This is a genomic window from Chitinophaga jiangningensis (assembly GCF_900142605.1).
Taxonomy (GTDB): Bacteria; Bacteroidota; Bacteroidia; order Chitinophagales; family Chitinophagaceae; genus Chitinophaga; species Chitinophaga jiangningensis.
On sequence record NZ_FRBL01000002.1, the window covers coordinates 426,527 to 448,564 of the forward strand.

The following is a 22,038-nucleotide window of genomic DNA, read 5'->3' on the forward strand; positions in this document are numbered from 1 at the left end:
GGGAGTGATTAATCAAATAAAAAGATCTGTTACGATGAGCAGGTTGGCGTTTATCCGTGCAGGTGAGTCGTAGACATGTGTCAGGATTTTAAAGCGTTGCCGGCCGGTAGGCACCACCTTGTGTTGTAAGTACAGCGGCTTTCCTGTTTCAACAATTCGCCACGCGTATACTTCTACGTTAGTGGGCAGCAGGCCGGCAGGCTGAAGGCCATGGATTTTTTCCAGCCATTGATAAATCTGCCGGGTAATGGAAGTTTGCAGAAACACGACCGGCACAAACGTAAATTCAGGGAAATGGCCCTGACAGTGCGCCTCGGTGAACGGTGCCAGGGTAACGCTGAAACGCTCTTCCGTGCATGCAGTGAAAGTGGCATGCGGCATGGTTGCATCAAAATCCTGGGGAGTCGCCCCGTGTTTGTAAACCGACGGGAATCTGGCCAGCATTTTTTCTTTAGTAAGCAAGTGATAATCAAATTGCAGCAGCAGGTTAGTGATACCCGCTTCATCTACCAGGTGAATAGCTGCTTCATGCAATTTACCGTTGAACAGGGTTTCCAGTGAAATATACCAATGGGCCAACTCCCGGGGCTGGTGTAGCAGAGTGGCTTTAAGCCCTGATCCGATGATGTAAAATGGCTGGCTGGCATTACGTTCATGTATATACGCGAGCAGGTTGGCGCTCAGGTGAGTGAGTCGGGAAAAATGCTCATCGGTGAAATTGCGGACAGGGCCCAGTGCCGACCATACACTTGAACCATTCATTAGCACCGGGTGTGCAGGTGGCTGATAGAAAGGCGGGCTCATTTGGTTATAGCGGGCTTGTGCCGGCAGCAATGTTACGATCCTTTCCGGAGCGGCTGCGGCAATAGCGTTTTCAGTCAACAAGCGAATAAATTCCTTAATTGGCAACAGGGTTTTAACTTTTTCCATATCCTGCATTTAGCGGTGCATTACTCAACAATGGAATTATAAAGGCACTAATACAGCCGGTGGTGGGCCAGGGTTTTCGGTAATTCAAAGGTAGGGCTGGCTACAGGAACTGGTGTTACAGTGATCAATTTTTTTTAGGGAGATGGTAAGGATGGCTGATAAGGTGGTTTCGTACGGGCAGGCACAAAAAAAGAAGGTGTGTCTGGTGACACACCCTCTTGTAAAGGATTACTAACCCATTATTTTAATAACCCAAAATTTTCAACATGCTTTGAGCGGACTGTTCTTTTGCATAGAGCCAGTCTTTCAGCTGACCGTTTTTGTCGTAGCCGACAATCACGTGTTTTGGAGAAGGGATCAGACAGTGTTTGATACCTCCGTAGCCGCTCAGCTGGTCCTGGTAAGCACCGGTATGGAAGAATCCGATGTACAGCGGTTCGCTGTTATTACCTTGCTTAGGCAGGAACACGGCATTTATATGCTCTTCAGATGTATAGAAGTCGTAACCATCGCAGGTGATACCTCCCAGGTGTACTTCCTGGTATTCCTGTTCCCATTTATTGATGGGCAGCATCAGGAATTTCTCACCTATTCCCCAGGTATCCGGCAAAGTGGTAATGAAGGAGCTATCGATCATGTACCAGATTTCGCGGTCGTTCTGGATTTTTTCACCCACTACGCTGTAGATAACAGCGCCGCTTTCGCCTACTGTGAAAGAGCCAAATTCGGTGTAGATGTTTGGTACCGGCACCTTATTTTTCTTACACATGTTTTTGATCTGAGCTACAATTTCATTCACGATGTAGTTGTAGTCATAATCAAAACCGAGGGAATGTTTGATGGGGAACCCACCGCCTATGTTGATACTGTCCAGTTCAGGGCAGATCTTTTTCAGCTGGCAGTAAAGGTTCAGGGATCTGTTGAACTGGCTCCAGTAATAAATATCGTCCTTAATCCCTTTATTCATGAAGAAGTGGAGCATTTTCAGCTCAAACTTCGCGTTACCTTTCAGTTTATCTACATAAAACTCCAGGATGTCACGGGAGCGGATACCGAGTCTGGAGGTATAGAAGTCAAAGGTAGGCTCTTCCTCTGCGGCTATACGGAGGCCGAGCTTTACTTTATCCTTTGTACGCACCAGTTTCTGGTATTCTTCCAGTTCTTCCTTATTGTCCAGCACCGGTACTACATTTTTGAATCCGGTGTTGATCAGTTTAGAGATCGCCCTGGTGTAAGGTTTGGTTTTGAAGCCATTACAGATCACGAATGTTTCTTTGGTGATCTTTTTGCGTTCATACAGTTTATTGATAATATCAATATCGTATGCGGATGAAGTTTCGATATGGATGCCGTGTTTCAGCGTTTCTTCCATGATGAAAGAAAAGTGAGAACTTTTGGTACAGTAGCAGTAGTAATAATCTGCGCCGTACTTGTTCTTTTTAATGGCATCATTGAACATTTTCTTCGCTTTATTTATCTGCATACCAATTTTGGGCAGATAAGTAAGCTTAAATGGTGTACCGTACTTGTCGATCAACGCCTTAATATCCAAACCATTGAACTGCAGGTAGTTATCTTCAACATCGAAGCCCTCCTGAGGGAATTCAAAAGTTTGTTTAACGAGGTCTGTGTAGGTGTTATTCATTTACTGCTGAGAATGAATTTTAGGAATTAGTAATAAAATTTAAACTTCAGGATAAATGCTCCTTTCCCCTCGCTGGAAAACTCCTGGTTTACACACCTACGTCAGTTCGAACCCCAGCAAAATTGGTTGCAAAGCTAAATATTTTGTCGATTGCTCCGCTAATTTTTTTGTTAAATCAGATAGGTGCAAACTGCAAATATACAAACAATTACAAATCAGAGTTTTAAATAAGAATAATTAATATTTTATTTGGACTCACGTATCACCTCCAATGCCTGTTTTCCTTCACAGAAAAGCAGATCGAGGATGCTCATTCCCGGCAGGAAGCCGGTGCGGTCTTCAAACACCTGGGCATATTGAATACCAGGGAACTGTACGGTACCTGGCTGCAGTTTATCTCTCATATCCGTAACGCCGGTTACCTCTTTCTGATAACCATCCGTAAATGATATTGTTTGCTGTAACCCGAGTTTGTTATTGGCCCATTCCAGGCATGCCACGTTCCAGTCGAGCAGGTAGTCGAACTTCTTTTCATATAATTCCTCTAATTCCGGCTCATAATATTCGAACCAGGGTGAGCGGCGATAGGCGGACACGAGCGTTTTCCAGTGTAGCGACTGCCAGCGTTCCTCATTGCTGATGCGAACATCCTTCATCACGGTCCGCTGGTTCTTCCCTTTAGTGAGCGGAACACTCAGGATCATTTTGCCATTTGGGCCAGCCAGGTAACAACGGTTACGGTAGCTCACCTTTTGGTAGTGCTCATATTTTTCCAATAATAATATATCATGCTCAATTGAAGTTTTGTAGAAATCAATTGATGGAAAATATTGAGACTCAATCAACAAAGTTGAATTATTTGCACTCACTGACATACTGTCAAATTTTCTTTTCGAAGGAGGCGAAAATTAGGTTTCAGCCCCCTCGGCTACTTAAAGTCTTGTACTTAATAATTTACTTTAAGCTAATGACTAACAATTCATAGAAAATAAATAAATATGCTAATGCAGTTAGTATTTTACTTAAAGCCCAGCTTGCCTGGAAAAATGCAAATTTACTAAAGAAATTAGTCGCTTACGAATTGATTTTTAGCGAGCTGTGGAGGAATTTCAAAGATATCGGATTTTTCTAAAACCAGGAGTTTTTTATATAAAAATTAAATTTTAAGCGAGAGGGCCAATTTTACCAGGTCCGTTAATTGTTTCCTAAATTGACTACCCCCTTTTGAGATATTTTTCTTTTGATGTAGGTTTGATAAAATTTTTAGTCAGCCGTTTTAAGCATGAAATACATCCGTATCATATTAGCAATTTTCATTACATGTGGTATCTTCTCTTCCTGCGAAAAAAATAAAGATCTCCAGTTTGTCAGAGTGGCCGGATTCAGTTTGGGTGAGCTCGGTATGTCCAAAAGTATCGTGAACATGACGCTGGCCTATTACAACCCGAACAATTATCGCCTGCAACTGAAAGATGCAGACTTCGATCTTTTTATAGACGATACCGAAGTGGGCCATTCCATCCAGGATACCATTATTAATATCCCTGCCCGTGATACTTTTTATTTTCCGGTGAAACTGGAAGTAAATATGGGTAACGTATTTAAAAATGCATTTAGCGCATTCAGCAATAAAGAAGTGACCATCAAGGCAACGGGTAAGTGTAAAGTTGGAAAAGGTGGGGTGTATCTTCCGTTTCCGATAAAATGCGAGACCAAGCAGGCGCTGAAGTTCTTTTAATTTGGTTTCGGTTTTAACCCGCTGCCTTCGGCAGCGGGTTAAAACCGGGAAGGGCGGGCCCGGGCCCGCCCTTCCCCACAGCCAGGTACTATTTACATAAGTCCGGAAATACAGAAACATCCATGATGAAAGCACCTCAACGAGTATTCGCGCTTCCATCAATAAAACCAAAAACACGCTCACATTTGAAGAGTCCTCTGAGCCTTTTAACTAAGTAACCGCACCATACTCATCAAATGCCGGCTTTCCTCCAGCGTCTTCACCGGTGATAACCCGATTTCCTTTCTCAATTCGTTTATAGCTCCGAGGTCAGGCGGCACTGTTCCCCTGGTTTTATACTGCCATGCCACTGCCGTTTTCAGCACGCCGGCCTTTACACGTATGCAATGTGCTGCATACCGGCCCGGATGCAGGTGTATATACTGCTCCCGTTCGCTGTAACGCAATACCCATAAGGAACCATCCGATAATATCACCTCACGGAAACCACCGTTGTCAGCCACCCACTGCACAAAGGCCGATTTCTCCTGCACTTGCTCCCGTTCCAGTGCGGCCATAATATCTCCCAAAATAACAGGAACAGACAGCTCACCACAATATAGGTCCATCTGGGAAGCACCCAGGGTAAGCAGCGCAGCAGTAAATTCGTCGGGAGTAGCGGTACGGATAAAATCCTGCAACCAGGAAAGATGATGCTTTAAGGCGTTGAAGAGAATCGGATAGTAAGGCATGACATAAAAAAAGCCAGTCTGGTCGGACTGGCTCTGTATCTACATTTAATGTTTCTTATCTGGCATTCCACCCCCATCTTCCGGCTTTTTGCAGCAGAGCGGCAGGCGCTGGTAAGATTCGTCGTTGGCGGTAACATTGTCCGCATCATATCCACAGTTTGCAATGGCAGTCTTGATGTTTTCAACGTTGGTACGATCGGTCCAGTATTTAACCGTCGTTACATGTTTTTTGACATCCACTTTGGATGTTTCTACACCCTCTTCTCTGGACAGGTATTTTTCAATACGGTTTTTGCAGGATTCACACTGAACAGTTGGCGTAGCTATCTTAACGGTAGCCAGTGATTTCTGTTTCTGCTGGGCAGACGCAATACCGAAAGTGGTCAGCATCAGCACCAGTACTAATTTTAAGGTACGCATAGTTTTCTTTTTACAGATCCAATATACTGATTTTCCACTATACATATGGATAGCCATTTGTTAAAATCAGACGCAAAACCCAGGGTTTTGCAATGGAATAGTCCGCGCTTCGTGCGGCATGTCCTTTAAGATTACGTAGCTATTTACCCCAGGTATCCGGAGAAGTTCTCCAGGCCTGCAGGGTAGCGATTTCATCTGCATTTACGATACCCTTTTCTTCTGCCAGGGCGATCATGGCGTTGTAGTTGCTCAAGGAATGGAATGGTACGCCGGCAGTTTCGAAAGCTTTGACCGCCACATCAAACCCATAGTTGAAGATAGACACCATGCCAATCACTTCCCCACCAGCGGCACGGATAGCCTGTACAGCTTCCAGACTGCTTTTACCGGTAGAAATCAGGTCCTCTACTACCACCACCTGCTGCCCCGGCTGCAGTACACCTTCAATCTGGTTGCCCATGCCATGTTCTTTCGGCTTGGAACGCACATATATGAATGGCAGCTTCAGCTGATCAGCCACCAGTGCGCCATGCGGGATACCCGCAGTAGCTACACCCGCAATTACGGCTGCATCCGGAAATGTTTCAAATACCACATTGCACAACTCGGATTTGATATAGTCGCGCACATACGGATAAGAAAGAATCTTTCTGTTATCACAGTAGATCGGAGATTTCCAGCCGGAAGCCCATGTAAAAGGCTGCGCCGGACTCAGCTTAACTGCCTGCACCTGCAGCAGTTTTTCTGCAACTTGTTTTTCGCTTACTTTAGTCATACAAGCGCCAAAATTATTGATTTAATTTCTAATTAGAATGTCTTCCAAATAATTCATCCGTATTACTTTTGCATTCATGACCACAAACATCAATATATATCTGAACGAACGCCCGCTCCTGCTTAGTGCGGACCGCGCATCCATTCCTGCCGGCTTTGAAGATGCCGTTGTATACGAAGATCCTAACACCGAAACAATAGAACAGGTTTTACTGGAACTGGAAGAAGGCGATCGCCAGTCAGCTGTTTTTATCCGGGAAGATGTTAAGCAACTGCTGAAAAAAGTTTCCCTGCACTTTACCGTACTGGTGGCGGCAGGCGGCCTGGTAACCAATGAAGACAAAGAAGTGCTGATGATGTTCCGCCGTGGCAAATGGGACCTGCCTAAAGGCAAACAGGACCCGGGCGAAGACCTGGAAACCTGCGCCCTCCGCGAGGTGGCAGAGGAAACCGGCTTACACAATATTAAACTCACGGGTAAGATCACGGAAACTTTCCACTACTACCCGATGAAAAATAAAAAGGTGCTGAAGCACACCTACTGGTACCGTATGGAATTTACCGGTACCGAACTTACCGTTCCGCAAATTGAAGAAGACATCCTGGATATCCAGTGGGTAAAGCCGCATAACGTAGAAAAGTACCTGCAGTTTTCCTATGAAAATATCAGGGAGGTGTTTAACGTGGCGAAATTAATGACCAAATCCACCACCGGATTTTAAATAATAAACCTCATGGAACTGCGCTCCATGAGGTTTATTCTATTCTGCTGCCATGGCAGCAGCATCTATTTTTTAGCAAGTATCGCTACGGTTAGCCGGCTCACACATACGAGGCGGTGCTCATCATCCGTAATGCGAATATCCCAAACATGGCTGGTAGCTCCCATATGCAAGGGCTTTGCAAAGGCATGCACATATCCGCTTCTGACGCCACGTATATGGTTGGCGTTAATTTCCATACCCACACAAATTGATTTCGCCGGGTCAATGATCAGTCCGGACCCTACGCTGCCAATTGTTTCGGCTAGTGCTGCAGAGGCGCCGCCATGCAATAACCCGTACGGCTGTACGGTGCGCTGGTCTACCGGCATCATCATTCGCAGGTAATCGGGACCGATTTCGGTGAACTCCATGCCCAGGCAGGCAGCCATGGTGCTTGTACCCATTTCATTTAACTGGTCCAGGGATACATTCAGGGAATGCCAGATCGCTTTCATATACAATCAGTTTATTTTTTCAGACGGTTCATACCTTCTAATACAGCCGGGGGCACAAAAGCGTTCACTGCGCCGCCATGCCTGTAAATATCCCGCACCAGCGTGGAGGCGATGCTGGCATACAAGGGAGAGCAGCTGAGGAAGAACGTTTCTATGGACGGGTCTATGGTACGGTTCACGTCTGCAATGGCCTTCTCATACTCGAAATCGCCCACGCCACGAATGCCCCGCAGTATAAACCGGGCTTTTATCTCTCTGCAAAAATCAATGGTAAGCCCCTGATAGGACGCCACTTCCACCCTGGAATCATTTTTATAATGTTCCCGGATCCACTGCATTCTTTCTTCCAGCGGAAACATGGGCTGCTTATTGCTGTTGTAGCCAATGCCGATCACCAGCTTATCGAAGAGGTCCAGGGCACGGTCGATCACATCAGTATGACCGTAAGTGATGGGATCAAAAGTGCCGGGGAAAAGACAAATCTTCATATGGGTTTTATTTGAAAAGTTCCGCCGGTACTAGCGTTTGAGCTCCTCCCGGTTGATAAACACCGAGAAGATGGTAGCGCCGTAATTCCTTTCTGTGCGGAAGTATGAATATTTACTGAAGTTGTTATGATTGGTATGCTCAATCACGAGCCAGCCTTCGGGCTTTAGCAGCTGCTTCTCGAAAACCACCAGGGGCAGCTTATCCAGCGTATCCATGGCATACGGTGGATCAGCGAAGATGAAATCGAACTGCTCCGTACACTGCTGCAGGTACTTGAATACATCCATTTTCACCACTTTGAGTGTGGTAATGTCCAGTCCCCGCGCTGTTTTACTGATATATTCGGCCATAGACGGATCTTTTTCCACTACGGTCATATCAGTAGCCCCTCTGCTGGCCAGCTCATAGCTGATACTGCCGGTACCGCCAAACAGGTCCAGGGTTTTTAAAGTCGAAATATCCAGGTTATTTTCGATGATATTAAACAAGCCGCCTTTGGCAATATCTGTAGTAGGCCTGGTATTAGGCATTTTTGCCGGTGGCTGAAATCTCCTGCCCCCACTCGCTCCTCCGATTATACGCATAATGCTAACGCATACAAATTATGAAAATAATATCCCGGTATTTCCTGCATTTTGCTGATGTAGGAAAATCCCGGTAGTCGCTGTGCCCATTCCAGGTTAGGTATGAACTTATACATTTCCTGGTATACGGCGTTGTCCTTCACTAAAGCGCCGGACAGTTTCACTTTTACCTCTTTTTCATCCATTCCCAGCAGCCGAAGGGTGTTGACCACAGTATATACCACATCCAGTCCGCTCTGGTATTCCGCTTCCTGGTGGATGAGCAGTTTACCTGCTTTATAGATCGTGATGGTTATGGCATTACGTTGAACTTCTACAAAGGCTATTCCTTTTTCATTGTTGAAATCGAAGTCCATGGGATAAGCCAGCAGCAGCGCGGAGCTGGCATGTATCACGAGGTCGGAGGAAAACTCTTTTCTCAGGAACCCTACCAGGTCTTTATCCAGGCTGTATACATTCACGAATGGCTGGCCGTATATCAGGTCCGACAGTACGGCTTCCTGGACTTTTTCCGGTTGCACCAGGTGCAGGTAGTCCTTTTTCAGGCCGGCGTTAAAATACTGCTGTGGCACCAGTACGCCGCTACCCGTATCGAAGGCCAGCAATACAGAACGGAATGCAGTAAACAAGAGTTTATCGACCTCAAATACTTCTTCGATCATTTCCAGGTCCGCCAGTGCTATTTTCTGGGGCTGAAAATGATACGACTTCAATGCCAGGAATTTCTTTGCAACAGGCTCATACACCACATAGCTGAAAGTGCCGCTGCCCACCAGCACCAGGAGGTGGCAGGCGGTAAGGTCGGTTTCCAGCAGCGTTTCATCGTCTACTGTAAATGCAGGATGGATGTTATAGGCCACAGGCATATTATAGAGTTCAAATGAATTACAATAATAAACTTTTTACTTTAATTGCCTTGCAGGAAGTATATCTTTGCCTGCATCAAGACCCGAACCCGTACCATGCAACTGGAAGTTTCGAACAGAGATATTATTAAGATTGCAGCACCTATATGTCTGGCACTGATCATACCGCAGGTAAATCACATGACGAATACTGCGTTTCTGGGCAGGCTGGGGGAATTTGAGCTGGCGGCCAATGGCATAGCGGGTATCTATTACCTCGTGATGTATATGATTGCTTACGGGTTGAATAACGGGATGCAGGTGCTGATAGCGCGGCGGGCGGGCCAGCAGCATTATGCAGGGATTGGTCAGCTGTTTTCCAACGGGTTGATATTAGGTCTTTTCTGTTCCCTGTTTGCCATCGCGATCACCTTGTTATTTGCCCCTTATTTCTTTTCACACACCTTACATAACAAGGCGATTTACGAAGCGGCGGTTTCGTTTATCCGTATACGTATCTGGGGCTTGCCGATGTTAATGCTGCTCAGCATGGCCAATGCGTTTTATATTGGCAGCGGGCATTCGCGGGTATTGGCTATCACTTCGCTTTGCCAGGAGGCGATGAATATTTATTTCGACTACGGGTTGATTTTCGGGAAGTTAAGTATGCCGGCACTGGGGCTGAATGGCGCTGCGGTGGCTAGTATTATAGCTGAGAGTACCGGTTTTCTGGTAGCCTTCAGCATCCTGTTTATACGCGGGTTTCACCGCAGGTATAGTTTATTTAATTACCTGAAACCCGCCTGGGGCGTGATGCAGAACATCCTGAACGTATCGGCGCCTATCATAATACAATTCCTTTTCAGCATCGGAGGCTGGTTTGTGTTCTTTATTTTCATTGAGCATATGGGCGAGCGGCCGCTGGCTATTTCTAATATGTTGCGCAGCATTTTCGGGTTCTTCGGGATATTTACCTGGGCGCTGGCGGCTACCTGTAATACAATGGTCAGTAACCTGATTGGGCAGGGCAGGCAGGAGCAGGTGCTGCGGGCAATTAAGCGGATCATCCTTTATTCGGCTACCTGTTCAGTAGTGGTTTGCATACTCGTAAACGTATTCCCGTATACGTTATTACATATTTATACGGCAGATGCCAGCCTGATCAGGGATTCGCTGCCGAGTATCCGGGTAATTACGCTCAGCACCATACTGATGGCCATATCAGCCGTGGCTTTGAGTGGTGTTACCGGCACGGGGAACACGCGTATGAACCTGATGACCGAAATCATAGCGGTGGTCGGATACCTGATTTATTGTTACATCGTGATTGAGCGGATGAGGAGCCCTTTACATTGGGCATGGGGGGCGGATTTCTTTTACTGGACGATTATTTTTGGGATCAGCGCGTGGTATTTGCAGAGTGGGAGGTGGAAAGGGAAAGAGATTTAGTTTAATATTTGCGAGCCTCCCGTCGCCTCCGGCGACGGGAGGCTCGCTTTAGAGGCCGGACCGAAGGTCCGGCCTCTAAAGCGAGTTATTGGAGATCATCCAACATCTTCTTCACATCAGCTTTTATGCTGGCATCATCATAAGTTATATTTCTCAGGGTGAGTGCTTTTTTGAGCACTTCCACTGCTTTATCTTCCTGGTCATTTTCTTTGTAGGCGCGGGCCAGCTCGTAATAATTGAGAATGAAGCCAGGATCTAACTGGCGGCATTTTTCATAATTAGCGATGGCGTTGGTAAGGCTGCCTTCCGGGATACCTCCGAACAGCATTTTAGCGGCACTACGCTCAAATACGTTGAGTGTGGCTACTTCATAATTCCATTTTCCCAGCACATGGTAGGCCGGACCAAATTTTGGGTCCAGCTTAATGGCCAGGTCGGCGTATTTCTTCACGTCTTTGGAGGCGGCTACTTTATCTTTTGCGCCGGAGATGAGGGCCATACGTCCCATGGCTACGGACATGGCGTAATTGGCCATGGCGCTGTTGGGATTTACTTTCAGTGCGGCGTTGGCGTAATCCTTTGCCTGGTTGAAGTAATTGGTTTTAGCTGTTTTATCTTTCTGGCGGTTGCCGATGCGCGAAGCCATTTCGCTGGCCTGTATGAGGGCATCCAGCTGGGTGGGTTGTATTTTCAGAATTTCCTTATCCTTATCAAAAGCTTCCTGCTCTTTCATTTGCACTTCCAGCTGCTTGGCCTGTGCTACCATTTCATCTACTGTTTGGGCTTGGGAGATGAGGGTGCCGAGGAGGAACACGGATGCCGTTATGATCTTTTTCACCATAGGACAGGTTTTAGTTTGAGTGTAAATATTGATTAGCTTATAGATATAAATATACTAAAATAACAAATTTAAACCTGCAAGGTTACGTTAAAAATCTCAGTAGTCTTTTTCCAGCGACACCATGGAATTGCGGATGGGAGCGCCCATTGGCGGATTCATTTTACGCAGGGTGACGTGGCTGTGGGTGATGTTGGGGTAGCGGGATTTCAGTGCGTCGGTAATGGCGTATACGACTTCTTCGAGAAGTGGTTTTGGGATAGCCATTACGGCTTTGGCGATTTCGTATATGCCCTGGTAGTTAACGGTTTCGGAGAGGTCATCCACGGGCACGGTACCGGGTATACGAACGGAGATATCCAGGATAAATTCGTTACCGATGATAGTTTCTTCCGGATAATAGCCATGGAAGGCATGAAAGGAGGCTTTTTCCAGTGCGATGGTAAGCATAATCAGTTGATTTAAAGCAAATGCCGGGCTGGTGATAGTCCGGCCCGGCATTGAATATTGGTATCAGGATTAATGGTGCTCTTTTGCAGAGAGGTATCTTTCTGCGTCGAGGGCTGCCATACAACCGCTACCGGCGGCGGTTACAGCCTGGCGGTAGATTTTATCCTGTACGTCGCCGCAGGCGAAAACGCCTTCTACGCTGGTACGGGAAGAACCAGGTACGGTAACGATGTAGTCTTGATCGTCCAGCTCCAGGTAATCTTTGAAGATTGCGGAGTTAGGCTGGTGACCGATGGCAACGAAGAATGCGCTCACTGGCACTTCTTTCTTTTCACCGGTTTTGTTGTTGTGGATGCGAACGGCTTCCACTTTGTTTTCTCCCAGTACTTCATCGGTTTCTGAGTTCCAGTAAACGATGATGTTGGATGTTTTGAGCACGCGGTCCTGCATTACTTTGGAGGCGCGCATTTCATCGCGGCGTACGAGCATATGTACGGTGCTGCACATTTTAGAAAGGTAGAGTGCTTCTTCGGCGGCGGTATCACCGGCGCCAACGATGGCTACCTCTTTACCACGGAAGAAGAAGCCGTCGCACACTGCACAGGCGGAAACGCCGCTACCGTTGAGGCGTTGCTCAGACGGGATGCCGAGCCATTTGGCGGAGGCGCCGGTGGCGATGATGATGGCATCAGCGGTGATTTCTTTTTCTTCGTCGATGATTACTTTATATGGCTGTTTGCTAAAGTCAACTGAAGTGGCCAGGCCATAGCGGATATCGGCGCCCATGCGGGTAGCCTGTTTTTCGAAGTCCACCATCATTTCCGGGCCCTGGATTCCTTCCGGGTAGCCTGGATAGTTTTCCACTTCCGTGGTGATAGTGAGCTGACCGCCTGGCTGGATACCCTGGTACAGTACTGGTTTGAGGTTAGCTCTTGCGGCATAGATTGCGGCGGTGTAGCCTGCTGGGCCTGAACCGATGATCAATAAATGCACATGCTCTTGCTGGTTCTTGTTTTCCATACTTCTAAGTTACTGTGTAATATTATTGCTAATGATTGGTGTATGATGATTTTTAGCCTGCAAAAATACGAGGCTTGCGCCAATATAAAAACACCGGCCATGTAATTACAAGGCCGGTGTTCTTATAGAATAAAGAGGATATGTAGATTTCTTTATTATCTGATGTAAGAAACTGCGCGATGCGCCAGTTTTCAGGATCGAGAAAATTCCAAAATGAATTATCCAAGATAGGATTTTAAAGCGCCACTATAGCGGGCTTTCTGCAGCCTTTTAATAGCACGTTCTTTAATTTGCCTGATTCTTTCCTTAGTCAGATCATATTTCTGACCAATTTGTTCGATTGTTGCTCCGTTTTCACCATCCAGACCAAAGTAAGCGTTCACGATCTCTGCTTCACGCGGGCTGAGGGATTTCAGTACCCTGCGGATCTCTTCACGTAATGAATCGCGCATAACGTCATCGTCGGTAATGTCGCCACCTTCCAGAAGGTCACCCATTGCTACGTCTTCAGCTTCATGTACTGGTGCATCCAGTGACATATGGCGGGTATTGCTTTGGAAGATATTGTTAATTTCCGATTCAGACATTTCCAGGATTTCTGCAAGTTCCTCGGTAGAAGGCTCACGCTCGTTTTCCTGTTCAAAAGCCATATAGGCTTTGTTTGCCTTGTTATAGGTGCCAATTTTATTCTGCGGCAGACGAACAAGACGACCCTGTTCAGCCAACGCCTGTAAAATGGATTGGCGAATCCACCATACAGCATAAGAGATGAATTTGAAACCTTTTGTTTCATCGAAACGTTGCGCCGCTTTAATCAAACCGAGATTACCTTCATTAATAAGGTCACTGAGGCTGAGCCCCTGATGTTGATATTGCTTTGCCACGGAAACAACGAAACGAAGGTTTCCTGTAGTCAATCTTTCAAGAGCCTTTTGATCGCCCATTTTTATACGCTGCGCCAAAACGGTCTCTTCCTCAGGTGTTAACAAAGGGATCTTCGAGATTTCCTGCAGGTACTTTTCTACCGCCTGCGAATCACGGTTGGTGATCTGGGTGGCAATTTTAAGTTGCCTCATATGAAAAATTGTATTGGTTTATAAATAAAGTAACAGAGAAAGAAATATTTTGTTTTGTTCAAACGTCGAAAATTATATAACTTACAAATTTTCCTGCTCTATCTGTTCTTTTGTTTCAAATTAGCCTGCAAAGATCGTGCTAAGCAATCACATCTCCAAATCTTCTTCCTGCTGCCAAATCTACTAACAAAGTACCCTATATAAACGAAATATCATAGCCCTTTAGTTCTCTTATAACGCAGCTTTAGTCAAATTTTAACAATTGGTAAGTATTTATCATAAACCCAATTGTATTCACTAATTTTCGGTTACGGAATTTGCAAATTATCCAATAATATGATCGATTTTAGAAGCGACACTTTTACACGTCCCTCCCATGGCATGTTACAGGCGATGAACTCGGCGGAAGTGGGCGACGATGTTTTTGGTGAGGATCCCACCGTTAATAAACTGGAAGCCATCATGGCAGACTATTTTGGCAAAGAGTCAGCCCTTTACTGCCCTTCCGGCACAATGTCTAACCAAATAGCAATCAATGTACATACGCGCCCGGGCGATGAAGTTATCTGCTCCAACCTGGCCCACGTATACGTGAGCGAAGGAGGCGGGATCGCCTTTAACTCCGGTGCCCAGGTGCAAACACTCGTGGGCGACCGCGGCCTCATCACCGCTGCACAAGTGCAGGCAGCCATTCAGCCGGACGATGTACATAAACCGCATACCAGCCTCGTAAGCCTCGAAAACACCTCCAACTTCGGTGGTGGCTGCTGCTATAACATGCAGGACATACTCGATATCAGCGCAGTCTGCGATCAGCATAACCTGGCACTCCACCTCGACGGTGCCCGCCTCTTCAATGCCCTCGTGGCCACCGGCCAGGACCCGAAAGTTTACGGCCAGGCGTTCGACAGCATCTCCGTTTGCCTTAATAAAGGAATGGGATGCCCTATGGGGTCCGTACTGCTGGGCAGCCGCGAATTTATCAAGGCAGCACGCCGCGTACGTAAAAAGCTCGGCGGGGGTATGCGCCAGGCAGGTTACATGGCAGCTACCGGTATCTACGCCATGGAGAACAATATAGGAAGACTCACTGAAGACCACCTGCATGCAAAACAAATTGCAGCTGTTCTAAGAGAAAAATCCTTTATCGGTGAATTCCTGCCGGTAGAAACCAATATTATCATCTTCGAAGTGAAAGGCCGGTTTACACCTAAAGACCTTACCGCCTACCTCAAAGACGAAGGTATACTCGTGATCCCGATCTCTCCTACCCAGGTGAGAATGGTGCTACACCTGGACGTTACTCCTGAAATGGTGGAACGAACCTGTAAGGTGCTGGCAGCGCTGTGATAATTCAAAGAGTTTTTTGCGAAGATCAGAGCGCATCCCAATGACGCCTTCGGTGTCATTGGGATGGTTCCGCGCTGCGCGCGGCCTGCAGATAGCTGTAGTGGCGCAGGCATTGCACCTCTACAATAATACGGTACAGATAACGCCATGGTTGCCTCCTCACGCGTCTACCGGTGCAGCAGCCAGCTGCCGCCCCGCAAAGCCAACGCCGCTCCCTTACTTGCAAAATAGCCGCAGGAGAGGCAAATTTCTCTCTATAAAAAATATAATAACCTGACAATCAAAAAATTAAACCAGCCTCACAAATATTGGGATATAATTTCCTTCTGTGGTCAATCTCCTTTATTTTTGCAGACTTATATTTAATAGCATGGAACTTTCAAAGAACTACCAACCTGGAACGGTTGAGGAAAAATGGTATCAACATTGGATGGATAAAGGCTACTTCCGCTCTAAACCGGACGGTCGCCAACCTTTTACAGTCGTCATCCCTCCACCAAATGTGACCGGTGTACTCCACCTGGGCCATACCCTCAACGAAACCGTACAGGACATCCTGGTGCGCCGTGCCCGCATGAGCGGTTACAACGCCTGCTGGGTACCCGGTTCCGACCACGCGTCCATCGCTACTGAAGCCAAAGTGGTAGACATGCTCAAACGCGAAAAAGGGATCGAAAAATCCCAGCTCACCCGCGAAGAGTTTCTCAAATATGCATTTGAATGGAAAGAGAAATACGGCGGTATCATCTACCATCAGATCAAAAAGCTCGGCTGCTCCTGCGATTGGGACCGTGTGACCTTCACCATGGACGACCACTACTACGAAGCCGTTATCAAAGTTTTCGTAGACCTCTATAATAAAGGACTGATTTATCGCGGTGCCCGCATGATCAACTGGGACCCGAAAGCTAAAACAGCACTCAGCGACGAAGAAGTAGAATATAAAGACATCCAGGGTAAACTGTATCACGTGAAATACGCGCTCACCGATGCAGCTGGCAACGCTACCGGCGAATTCATCACCATCGCAACCCAACGCCCCGAAACCATCATGGGCGATACCGCGATCTGCGTGAACCCGGAAGATGAGCGCTATGCCCACCTGAAAGATTGCTTCGCCATCGTACCGCTGGTGAAACGCCGTATTCCCATCATCTTTGATACCTACGTTGATAAGGAATTCGGAACCGGTGCCCTGAAAGTGACGCCGGCACACGATCTGAACGACTATAACCTCGGCCTGAAACATAACCTGGAGATCATCGACACCCTCAATGAAGATGGTACCCTCAGTGCCGCTGCACAGGTATTTGTAGGCGACGACCGCTTCGTAGCCCGTAAAAAGGTGATCGCAGCACTCGCAGAAGAAGGCCTGCTCGTAAAAGAACAGGAATACACTACCCGCGTAAGCTACAGCCAGCGTAACCCTGATACCGTAGTAGAACCACGCATCTCTACCCAGTGGTTCGTGAAAATGGCCGACCTGGCAAAACCGGCACTGGATGCAGTGGTAAACGGTGATGTAAACATCCACCCGGGCGACCGCTTCCTGGCCACCTATAAATACTGGATGGAAAACGTGAAGGACTGGTGTATTTCCCGCCAACTCTGGTGGGGACAGCAGATCCCGGCCTGGTACACTGCCGACGGTACCTTCGAAGTAGCTGCCACCGCAGCAGAAGCCGTTGCGCAATTCGCAAAACGCGGAATAACCGTAGCAGCCGCCGACCTGAAACAGGATGAAGACTGCCTCGATACCTGGTTCTCCTCCTGGCTCTGGCCAATGGAAGTATTCAACGGTATCTCCCAGCCAGATAACGCTGACATCAATTATTATTACCCAACTTCTGTACTGGTTACAGGACAGGATATCATATTCTTCTGGGTGGCCCGCATGATTATGGCCGGCCTGGAATACAAAGAAGTGAAGCCGTTCAGCGACGTTTACTTCACCGGAATGGTACGCGATAAACTAGGCCGGAAAATGAGTAAGCAGCTCGGTAACTCACCAGACCTGCTGGAACTCATTCACCAATACGGTGCTGATGCCGTTCGCTTCGGTATCATGATTGCCTCCCCTGCTGGTAACGACCTGCTGTTCGATGATTCCAGCTGCGAGCAGGGACGTAACTTCAACAATAAAATCTGGAATGCACTGAAGCTGGTGAAAATGTGGGAAGCGCGCCAGGAAGTAGATCAAACCAATATCGCCGCCAATCACTTTGCCGTGAAATGGTTCCAGAGCCGCCTGCGCGAAGTACAGGCTGAAGTAGAGAGCCTGCATGGCAGTTTCCGCCTCAGCGAAGGACTGAAATCTATCTATAACCTGATCTGGACAGACTTCTGCTCCTGGTACCTCGAATGGGTGAAACCTGGTTTTGAACAGCCAATCGCTGCCTCACTCTATCAGCAAACCATTCAGTTCTTCGAAGAACTGATGCAACTGCTGCACCCTTACATGCCGTTCATCACGGAAGAAATTTACCAGCTGCTGAAATACCGCAATGCTGACGACTCCCTGATGATACTGCAGTTCGGCAAACCGGCAGCTCCTGTAACCGAAATGCTGGCAGACGGTGACCTGCTGAAAGAAGTGATTAGCAGCATCCGCGATGCAAGAACCAAACATCAGATCAAACCTAAAGATCCAATCGTTTTACATATCGAAACCAAAAACGAAAATGCTTACAAACAAATCGAAAGCATCCTCGTTAAACAGGTAAACGCAAAAGCTGTCATCTATGTAACGGAAGTGGTTCCCGGCTGTATCAACCTGGTAGTACAAAAAGATAAATTCTACCTGGGTACCGAAACCGAAGTAGACACCGCCGCTCAAAAAGAAGCACTGGAAAAAGACCTGGCCTACCTGCAGGGTTTCCTCGAATCGGTAGAAAAGAAACTTTCCAACGAGCGCTTTGTAGCCAACGCAAAACCTGAAGTAGTAGAGGTAGAACGCAAAAAGAAAGAAGACGCCGAAGCCAAGATCAAGGTGATAGCCGAAAGTCTTAAATCTTTATAATTTTTTCAATCGCCCGGTCGTTAAATACCGGGCGATTTTTTGTCCGCTTAAACTATGATCAAACACCTGTTACTGCTCACCTGTCTTCTGGCCACCATCCACACCATGGGCCAAACTACCAAACCTGCTGCCAAAAAGCCAGCCGCTGCCACCTCCGGCAAACGTCCTACTAAACTGGTCAGCACCTGGGGGAATTTCCTCAGCGACTCCCTTCCTAAAAATGAACTGGTTAAACTGATCGATTCCGCACTGATTGTACGGGACGAAAAAGGTGCTAAATACCCGGTCATCTCCTTCGCATTTACTTACGAAACCAGGGAAGCCTACCTCAACGATACTACCGGACAACCGGGACTATATAAGGATTATATTGGGAATAACTTCCAGGATGCCCGCATGGACAGCGTTTGGCGTAAAGGCATGAAAGAGAAACTGGAAAAAGGGAATGTGCTGTATTTTGATGAGATATTGATACAGTATAGTGCTGATAAGATTTATAAGGCGCCGGCGCTGAAGTTTATAGTACGGTAGAATATTCGATGTAAATACAGGAGGCGCCAGTTCAACACTGGCGCCTCTTGTATTTAATAGGCAAACAACTGCTGTAACGGTATGATAAACTCCACTCTCGTTTTAGCGTTATCGGCCGGGTCCGGATCAATCAGGTAACTCACCCGCATCCCAAACGTAAACGGAATCACGTTTCCGATTTTGGTATCGAAATACAACTCCCCCCCTGTGGAGCGATACAGGTTATCGCGCTTCACGATATAATTATGTGCACTGCTGTAATCATAGAATGCATTTGCACGGATACGTGTGATATACAGGAGCTGTGCAAATCCCCAATCGGGGTACCAGAGTGGGAAATGATAATTGGCACCCAACTTATAAATACGGTTGTAAAACGGTGTGTTATACCCTCTCGCATATACGAAGCGATCCGTAAAGCTGTAGTTACCCAGGGTATCCCGCTGCTGATAAGCCGCCTGCAACTGGATGCTGTGATTTTTTGCAATACCGGGCAAATTCAGGTCGAACCGGCCATAGAGCTGCTCTCCCTTGAATGATCCGATGGAATGGTTGTATTGCAACGCCAGGTATTGCCCAAAATGAGAAAGGATGTTTTGCGTAGCACGGATACGCTGATTATTAAAGACCAGCGAGCTGCTGGTGTATTGTTGCGGGTTTATACGGAAACGCAGGTTATCTGCGTATAATTTCTGGATATAATAATTGGAAGACAGTGACAACGAACGGCTATACATGCCGGAGGACAGCTGCAACGGAATAGTAAAGCCTGCATGCCAGCTTAGCTGGTTCCAATAATAACGTTTGCCTTTTAGCAGGGCGCTTTTGTTCAGCGTATAGTCGAAACCGGTACCCAGCCAGGGGAACCAGGCGCCGTACATAAAGTTGGCACCCACCGTGGACGTTCCTTCGTTACGGTTGTACGTATAGCCGATGGAGGTAGAGGTGGTGTTCAGGATGTTGTTACCCAGCAGGCTGATGCTGTATTCCGGATCGTTGAAGGACGGCACCCAGCTGTGAAAATTGAAGAAACCGGTAGTTTTCCGGTATTTTTTCAAAGAAAAGGAGTCGGTTGGTACCTTATCCAGGATGTCCCCTCCTTCCTTCAAATCCGGGTTCAGCCAGCTACCGTGTTGCGTTTGTGTGATATCAATTTGTTTCCAGGGAGATGTCAGGGCTGCTGTGTGCAGTTTGTATCCTTTGGCGGTGAACTCACTGAACACCAGGCTATCTGCCGCCGGCGCCATGAACAGGGCGGAATTAGGACGGTCTGTCACCTGCCAGGTTTTTCTGTCAGCTAACGTGATAGCATACACGTTATTTACATCCTTTACACTGGATGTGAAATAAACAGTATCACCGGCTATAGCCGGTGCGCCAATGATATTAAAGGAAAAGTCGGACAACCTTGTGATTTCCCCGGTAGCCAGCGATTGGCTTACCAGCGCCATCTGGCCCTGATGGTTTCTGACAGCGCTGATCACAGCGTTGTTATTATCTGTGAATCTTGGGTTGGTATAGTAGTAGTTATCAGGGTTCGGGAGTACTTTTTCCACCTCGCCGGTGCTGGTGTTGATTAGTCGCAGGCTGTACTGCATCTCTGGGGTTGCGGATACGGCTATTACTTTTGTTCCGTCTGAATTTATATCGGGAGAGAAGTATTTGCCTTTGCCGGAAATGGTGGAGGTACGGCCAGTAGTTCTGTCATAGATACGGATGGCGGAAAAATCCTTCCAGCCCCAGCGCGCATCAAATCGTGCGGCTGCCCAAACGATGCGGTTATTGCGATAGCTGAAGTAATCGTCGAATACGATGCCGGGCCGGGTCAGCAGGGAGGTACTGCCATCGGGCCTGAGCAGGTAAAAGCCAGCCACTGTGTTCCAGCTGGCTTTGAGTATAATGAATTCATTGGGAGAGCCTGCCGGGTAGAGATATTTATAGTTTGTGAATACTTTTTCGGTGGGTAGCAGCTGCGGAGCGGGTGTGATGCCGGGCCGCTGCGCGTTGGCCGTCCAGATGGAGTCATAATACCGCATGGTAGCGTGGTAGAAGCCTGTAACGTTCATGCCTGTACGTTTTTTCAGGCTGTGCGACATGGGATAGAACACACCCCGGAAGCGTACAGCATCCGAGGTTACGTCTTTCCAGAAGGTGGTGCCGTAGTGTTCGCGGCCATACACGCTCATGAGATAGCCGAGCGGGTAATGGTCGGGGGTATAGTCGCGGTACGATCCATTGCGGATCTTCATGTATTTATAATCCTTATGCGCCAGGTCCAATGCCCGGAAGCCATCGAAGAAAGCCGGCAATCGCCCTCTCCCCTGTTGGCTCAACGCTGTTTCCATAGTCACCGCATCTCCTTCCCAGAACCAGTTAGGCACGGCGATATTGGTAGCGGCGGCCTGTCCCAACTCCCCTCCCAGCCAGGAGAATACTTTGGAGGCGCCCTGGCGGAAGTTCATATTTTGTAGTACGTGGCGGTATTCGTGCAGGGAAAGTTGATCTACCCAGTTGAGTGACCCGAGGTTATACGAAGTGGGCGGAGGTGCCAGGAAGAATTCGGAGCGGAATGGCCCCAATGCTACGTAACCGTTGGATTCCATCGTTTGGTTTTGCAGTACGATATTTACTTTTTTTTGCAAGGGGCCGATGGAGAGGCGGTTAAATCTGTTGAGGTAAGTAACGATATTGGCTACACGCTCGCCGGCATTTCCCAGGCCGGCAGGAAATATAACCCTGACTGTGTCGGTGTTGATCTGTTGCCACTTCAGGCTGGAAGGATTTCCTCCGAATTGTTGTGCAGAGAGTTGCAGGCATGTCAGCGTCAGCAATACGACAAGTAAATAGCGCATAGGAGTTAGATGAGAAGGGAAATTAGAGTTTTTTTTGGTTCTCACAAAGCTTGCTGCAGCTGTTTCTGGTCCTTCGGA

General features: G+C 47.4%; 21 protein-coding genes. 6 read left to right on the plus strand and 15 right to left on the minus strand.

Annotated features, from left to right (window positions below):
• Nucleotides 1–12: 12 nt before the first annotated feature.
• The 3 genes from BUB18_RS06290 to BUB18_RS06300 form a co-directional block, all read right to left on the minus strand.
• Nucleotides 13–930 carry a hypothetical protein gene (locus tag BUB18_RS06290; protein ID WP_143159850.1) on the minus strand — a complete coding sequence of 306 codons (918 nt, stop codon included), beginning with the start codon at nucleotides 928–930 and terminating at the stop codon, nucleotides 13–15.
• Between the two features lie 244 nt (nucleotides 931–1,174).
• Nucleotides 1,175–2,575 (minus strand): type III PLP-dependent enzyme domain-containing protein, encoded by a 1,401-nt coding sequence (locus BUB18_RS06295; protein ID WP_073079139.1) that lies wholly within the window; start codon nucleotides 2,573–2,575, stop codon nucleotides 1,175–1,177.
• Nucleotides 2,576–2,820: 245 nt separating this feature from the next.
• Complete coding sequence (locus BUB18_RS06300) at nucleotides 2,821–3,423, minus strand: WbqC family protein (RefSeq protein ID WP_178372095.1); 603 nt, start codon at nucleotides 3,421–3,423, stop codon at nucleotides 2,821–2,823.
• 434 nt (nucleotides 3,424–3,857) lie between these two features.
• On the opposite strand from BUB18_RS06300, the gene BUB18_RS06305 reads away from it, so the two are divergent.
• Entirely contained in the window at nucleotides 3,858–4,313 is a 456-nt protein-coding gene (locus BUB18_RS06305) for an LEA/WHy family protein (RefSeq protein ID WP_073079143.1), read from the plus strand.
• Between the two features lie 206 nt (nucleotides 4,314–4,519).
• Here BUB18_RS06305 and BUB18_RS06310 read toward each other — a convergent pair whose 3' ends face one another.
• The 3 genes from BUB18_RS06310 to pyrE all read right to left on the minus strand — a co-directional run bounded on the left by BUB18_RS06310 (nucleotide 4,520) and on the right by pyrE (nucleotide 6,239).
• Nucleotides 4,520–5,044 (minus strand): hypothetical protein, encoded by a 525-nt coding sequence (locus BUB18_RS06310; RefSeq protein WP_143159851.1) that lies wholly within the window; start codon nucleotides 5,042–5,044, stop codon nucleotides 4,520–4,522.
• A gap of 45 nt (nucleotides 5,045–5,089) precedes the next feature.
• Nucleotides 5,090–5,464 (minus strand): heavy-metal-associated domain-containing protein, encoded by a 375-nt coding sequence (locus BUB18_RS06315; RefSeq protein ID WP_073079559.1) that lies wholly within the window; start codon nucleotides 5,462–5,464, stop codon nucleotides 5,090–5,092.
• Nucleotides 5,465–5,603: 139 nt separating this feature from the next.
• Nucleotides 5,604–6,239: an orotate phosphoribosyltransferase gene (pyrE, locus tag BUB18_RS06320; protein WP_073079147.1), complete on the minus strand. Its 636-nt coding sequence runs from the start codon at nucleotides 6,237–6,239 to the stop codon at nucleotides 5,604–5,606.
• A 76-nt stretch (nucleotides 6,240–6,315) separates the two neighbouring features.
• Here pyrE and BUB18_RS06325 point away from each other — a divergent pair, with 76 nt between their 5' ends.
• Entirely contained in the window at nucleotides 6,316–6,960 is a 645-nt protein-coding gene (locus BUB18_RS06325) for an NUDIX hydrolase (protein ID WP_073079148.1), read from the plus strand.
• Nucleotides 6,961–7,025: 65 nt separating this feature from the next.
• On the opposite strand, the gene BUB18_RS06330 is transcribed toward BUB18_RS06325, so the two are convergent.
• Genes BUB18_RS06330 through BUB18_RS06345 form a run of 4 tightly spaced genes read right to left on the minus strand, consistent with a single transcriptional unit; the run spans nucleotide 7,026 to nucleotide 9,396 of the window.
• A complete protein-coding gene (locus BUB18_RS06330) occupies nucleotides 7,026–7,457 on the minus strand; it encodes a hotdog fold thioesterase (RefSeq protein WP_073079150.1) in 432 nt (143 codons plus the stop codon).
• Nucleotides 7,458–7,468: 11 nt separating this feature from the next.
• Nucleotides 7,469–7,945, minus strand: coding sequence for a pantetheine-phosphate adenylyltransferase (coaD, locus tag BUB18_RS06335; RefSeq protein ID WP_073079152.1), 477 nt, complete (start codon nucleotides 7,943–7,945; stop codon nucleotides 7,469–7,471).
• 30 nt (nucleotides 7,946–7,975) lie between these two features.
• The gene (locus BUB18_RS06340) at nucleotides 7,976–8,530 is read right to left on the minus strand and encodes an RsmD family RNA methyltransferase (RefSeq protein ID WP_073079154.1); all 555 of its coding nucleotides are present in this window, start codon (nucleotides 8,528–8,530) and stop codon (nucleotides 7,976–7,978) included.
• Entirely contained in the window at nucleotides 8,521–9,396 is an 876-nt protein-coding gene (locus BUB18_RS06345) for a DUF3822 family protein (protein ID WP_073079156.1), read from the minus strand. The genes BUB18_RS06340 and BUB18_RS06345 overlap by 10 nt, the downstream gene beginning before the upstream one ends.
• Before the next feature lie 96 nt (nucleotides 9,397–9,492).
• On the opposite strand from BUB18_RS06345, the gene BUB18_RS06350 reads away from it, so the two are divergent.
• Nucleotides 9,493–10,824 carry an MATE family efflux transporter gene (locus BUB18_RS06350; protein ID WP_073079158.1) on the plus strand — a complete coding sequence of 444 codons (1,332 nt, stop codon included), beginning with the start codon at nucleotides 9,493–9,495 and terminating at the stop codon, nucleotides 10,822–10,824.
• Between the two features lie 85 nt (nucleotides 10,825–10,909).
• Here the strand turns inward: BUB18_RS06350 and BUB18_RS06355 are convergent, their stop codons facing one another.
• The 4 genes from BUB18_RS06355 to BUB18_RS06370 all read right to left on the minus strand — a co-directional run bounded on the left by BUB18_RS06355 (nucleotide 10,910) and on the right by BUB18_RS06370 (nucleotide 14,208).
• On the minus strand, nucleotides 10,910–11,665 hold the full coding sequence (locus BUB18_RS06355; RefSeq protein WP_073079159.1) for a tetratricopeptide repeat protein: 756 nt from the start codon (nucleotides 11,663–11,665) through the stop codon (nucleotides 10,910–10,912).
• Between the two features lie 96 nt (nucleotides 11,666–11,761).
• Complete coding sequence (locus tag BUB18_RS06360; protein WP_073079561.1) at nucleotides 11,762–12,112, minus strand: dihydroneopterin aldolase; 351 nt, start codon at nucleotides 12,110–12,112, stop codon at nucleotides 11,762–11,764.
• Nucleotides 12,113–12,181: 69 nt separating this feature from the next.
• Complete coding sequence (gene trxB, locus BUB18_RS06365) at nucleotides 12,182–13,132, minus strand: thioredoxin-disulfide reductase (RefSeq protein ID WP_073079160.1); 951 nt, start codon at nucleotides 13,130–13,132, stop codon at nucleotides 12,182–12,184.
• 218 nt (nucleotides 13,133–13,350) lie between these two features.
• Nucleotides 13,351–14,208 (minus strand): sigma-70 family RNA polymerase sigma factor, encoded by an 858-nt coding sequence (locus tag BUB18_RS06370; RefSeq protein ID WP_012793808.1) that lies wholly within the window; start codon nucleotides 14,206–14,208, stop codon nucleotides 13,351–13,353.
• 336 nt (nucleotides 14,209–14,544) lie between these two features.
• On the opposite strand from BUB18_RS06370, the gene BUB18_RS06375 reads away from it, so the two are divergent.
• The 3 genes from BUB18_RS06375 to BUB18_RS06385 all read left to right on the plus strand — a co-directional run bounded on the left by BUB18_RS06375 (nucleotide 14,545) and on the right by BUB18_RS06385 (nucleotide 19,108).
• Complete coding sequence (locus tag BUB18_RS06375) at nucleotides 14,545–15,558, plus strand: threonine aldolase family protein (RefSeq protein ID WP_073079162.1); 1,014 nt, start codon at nucleotides 14,545–14,547, stop codon at nucleotides 15,556–15,558.
• A gap of 370 nt (nucleotides 15,559–15,928) precedes the next feature.
• Nucleotides 15,929–18,577: a valine--tRNA ligase gene (locus tag BUB18_RS06380; RefSeq protein ID WP_073079164.1), complete on the plus strand. Its 2,649-nt coding sequence runs from the start codon at nucleotides 15,929–15,931 to the stop codon at nucleotides 18,575–18,577.
• Nucleotides 18,578–18,631: 54 nt separating this feature from the next.
• Nucleotides 18,632–19,108 (plus strand): hypothetical protein, encoded by a 477-nt coding sequence (locus BUB18_RS06385; protein ID WP_073079166.1) that lies wholly within the window; start codon nucleotides 18,632–18,634, stop codon nucleotides 19,106–19,108.
• Between the two features lie 53 nt (nucleotides 19,109–19,161).
• On the opposite strand, the gene BUB18_RS06390 is transcribed toward BUB18_RS06385, so the two are convergent.
• A complete protein-coding gene (locus BUB18_RS06390; RefSeq protein WP_073079168.1) occupies nucleotides 19,162–21,960 on the minus strand; it encodes a hypothetical protein in 2,799 nt (932 codons plus the stop codon).
• Nucleotides 21,961–22,038 lie beyond the last annotated feature (78 nt).

Coding starts and splice junctions, on each gene's coding strand:
- BUB18_RS06360 (WP_073079561.1), bottom strand. CDS start 12,112: ATGCTTACCATCGCACTGGAAAAAGCCTCCTTTCATGCCTTCCATGGC.
- trxB (WP_073079160.1), bottom strand. CDS start 13,132: ATGGAAAACAAGAACCAGCAAGAGCATGTGCATTTATTGATCATCGGT.
- BUB18_RS06345 (WP_073079156.1), bottom strand. CDS start 9,396: ATGCCTGTGGCCTATAACATCCATCCTGCATTTACAGTAGACGATGAA.
- BUB18_RS06315 (WP_073079559.1), bottom strand. CDS start 5,464: ATGCGTACCTTAAAATTAGTACTGGTGCTGATGCTGACCACTTTCGGT.
- BUB18_RS06370 (WP_012793808.1), bottom strand. CDS start 14,208: ATGAGGCAACTTAAAATTGCCACCCAGATCACCAACCGTGATTCGCAG.
- coaD (WP_073079152.1), bottom strand. CDS start 7,945: ATGAAGATTTGTCTTTTCCCCGGCACTTTTGATCCCATCACTTACGGT.
- BUB18_RS06350 (WP_073079158.1), top strand. CDS start 9,493: ATGCAACTGGAAGTTTCGAACAGAGATATTATTAAGATTGCAGCACCT.
- BUB18_RS06385 (WP_073079166.1), top strand. CDS start 18,632: ATGATCAAACACCTGTTACTGCTCACCTGTCTTCTGGCCACCATCCAC.
- BUB18_RS06310 (WP_143159851.1), bottom strand. CDS start 5,044: ATGCCTTACTATCCGATTCTCTTCAACGCCTTAAAGCATCATCTTTCC.
- BUB18_RS06380 (WP_073079164.1), top strand. CDS start 15,929: ATGGAACTTTCAAAGAACTACCAACCTGGAACGGTTGAGGAAAAATGG.
- BUB18_RS06305 (WP_073079143.1), top strand. CDS start 3,858: ATGAAATACATCCGTATCATATTAGCAATTTTCATTACATGTGGTATC.
- BUB18_RS06390 (WP_073079168.1), bottom strand. CDS start 21,960: ATGCGCTATTTACTTGTCGTATTGCTGACGCTGACATGCCTGCAACTC.
- BUB18_RS06325 (WP_073079148.1), top strand. CDS start 6,316: ATGACCACAAACATCAATATATATCTGAACGAACGCCCGCTCCTGCTT.
- BUB18_RS06375 (WP_073079162.1), top strand. CDS start 14,545: ATGATCGATTTTAGAAGCGACACTTTTACACGTCCCTCCCATGGCATG.
- pyrE (WP_073079147.1), bottom strand. CDS start 6,239: ATGACTAAAGTAAGCGAAAAACAAGTTGCAGAAAAACTGCTGCAGGTG.
- BUB18_RS06340 (WP_073079154.1), bottom strand. CDS start 8,530: ATGCGTATAATCGGAGGAGCGAGTGGGGGCAGGAGATTTCAGCCACCG.
- BUB18_RS06295 (WP_073079139.1), bottom strand. CDS start 2,575: ATGAATAACACCTACACAGACCTCGTTAAACAAACTTTTGAATTCCCT.
- BUB18_RS06330 (WP_073079150.1), bottom strand. CDS start 7,457: ATGAAAGCGATCTGGCATTCCCTGAATGTATCCCTGGACCAGTTAAAT.
- BUB18_RS06355 (WP_073079159.1), bottom strand. CDS start 11,665: ATGGTGAAAAAGATCATAACGGCATCCGTGTTCCTCCTCGGCACCCTC.
- BUB18_RS06290 (WP_143159850.1), bottom strand. CDS start 930: ATGGAAAAAGTTAAAACCCTGTTGCCAATTAAGGAATTTATTCGCTTG.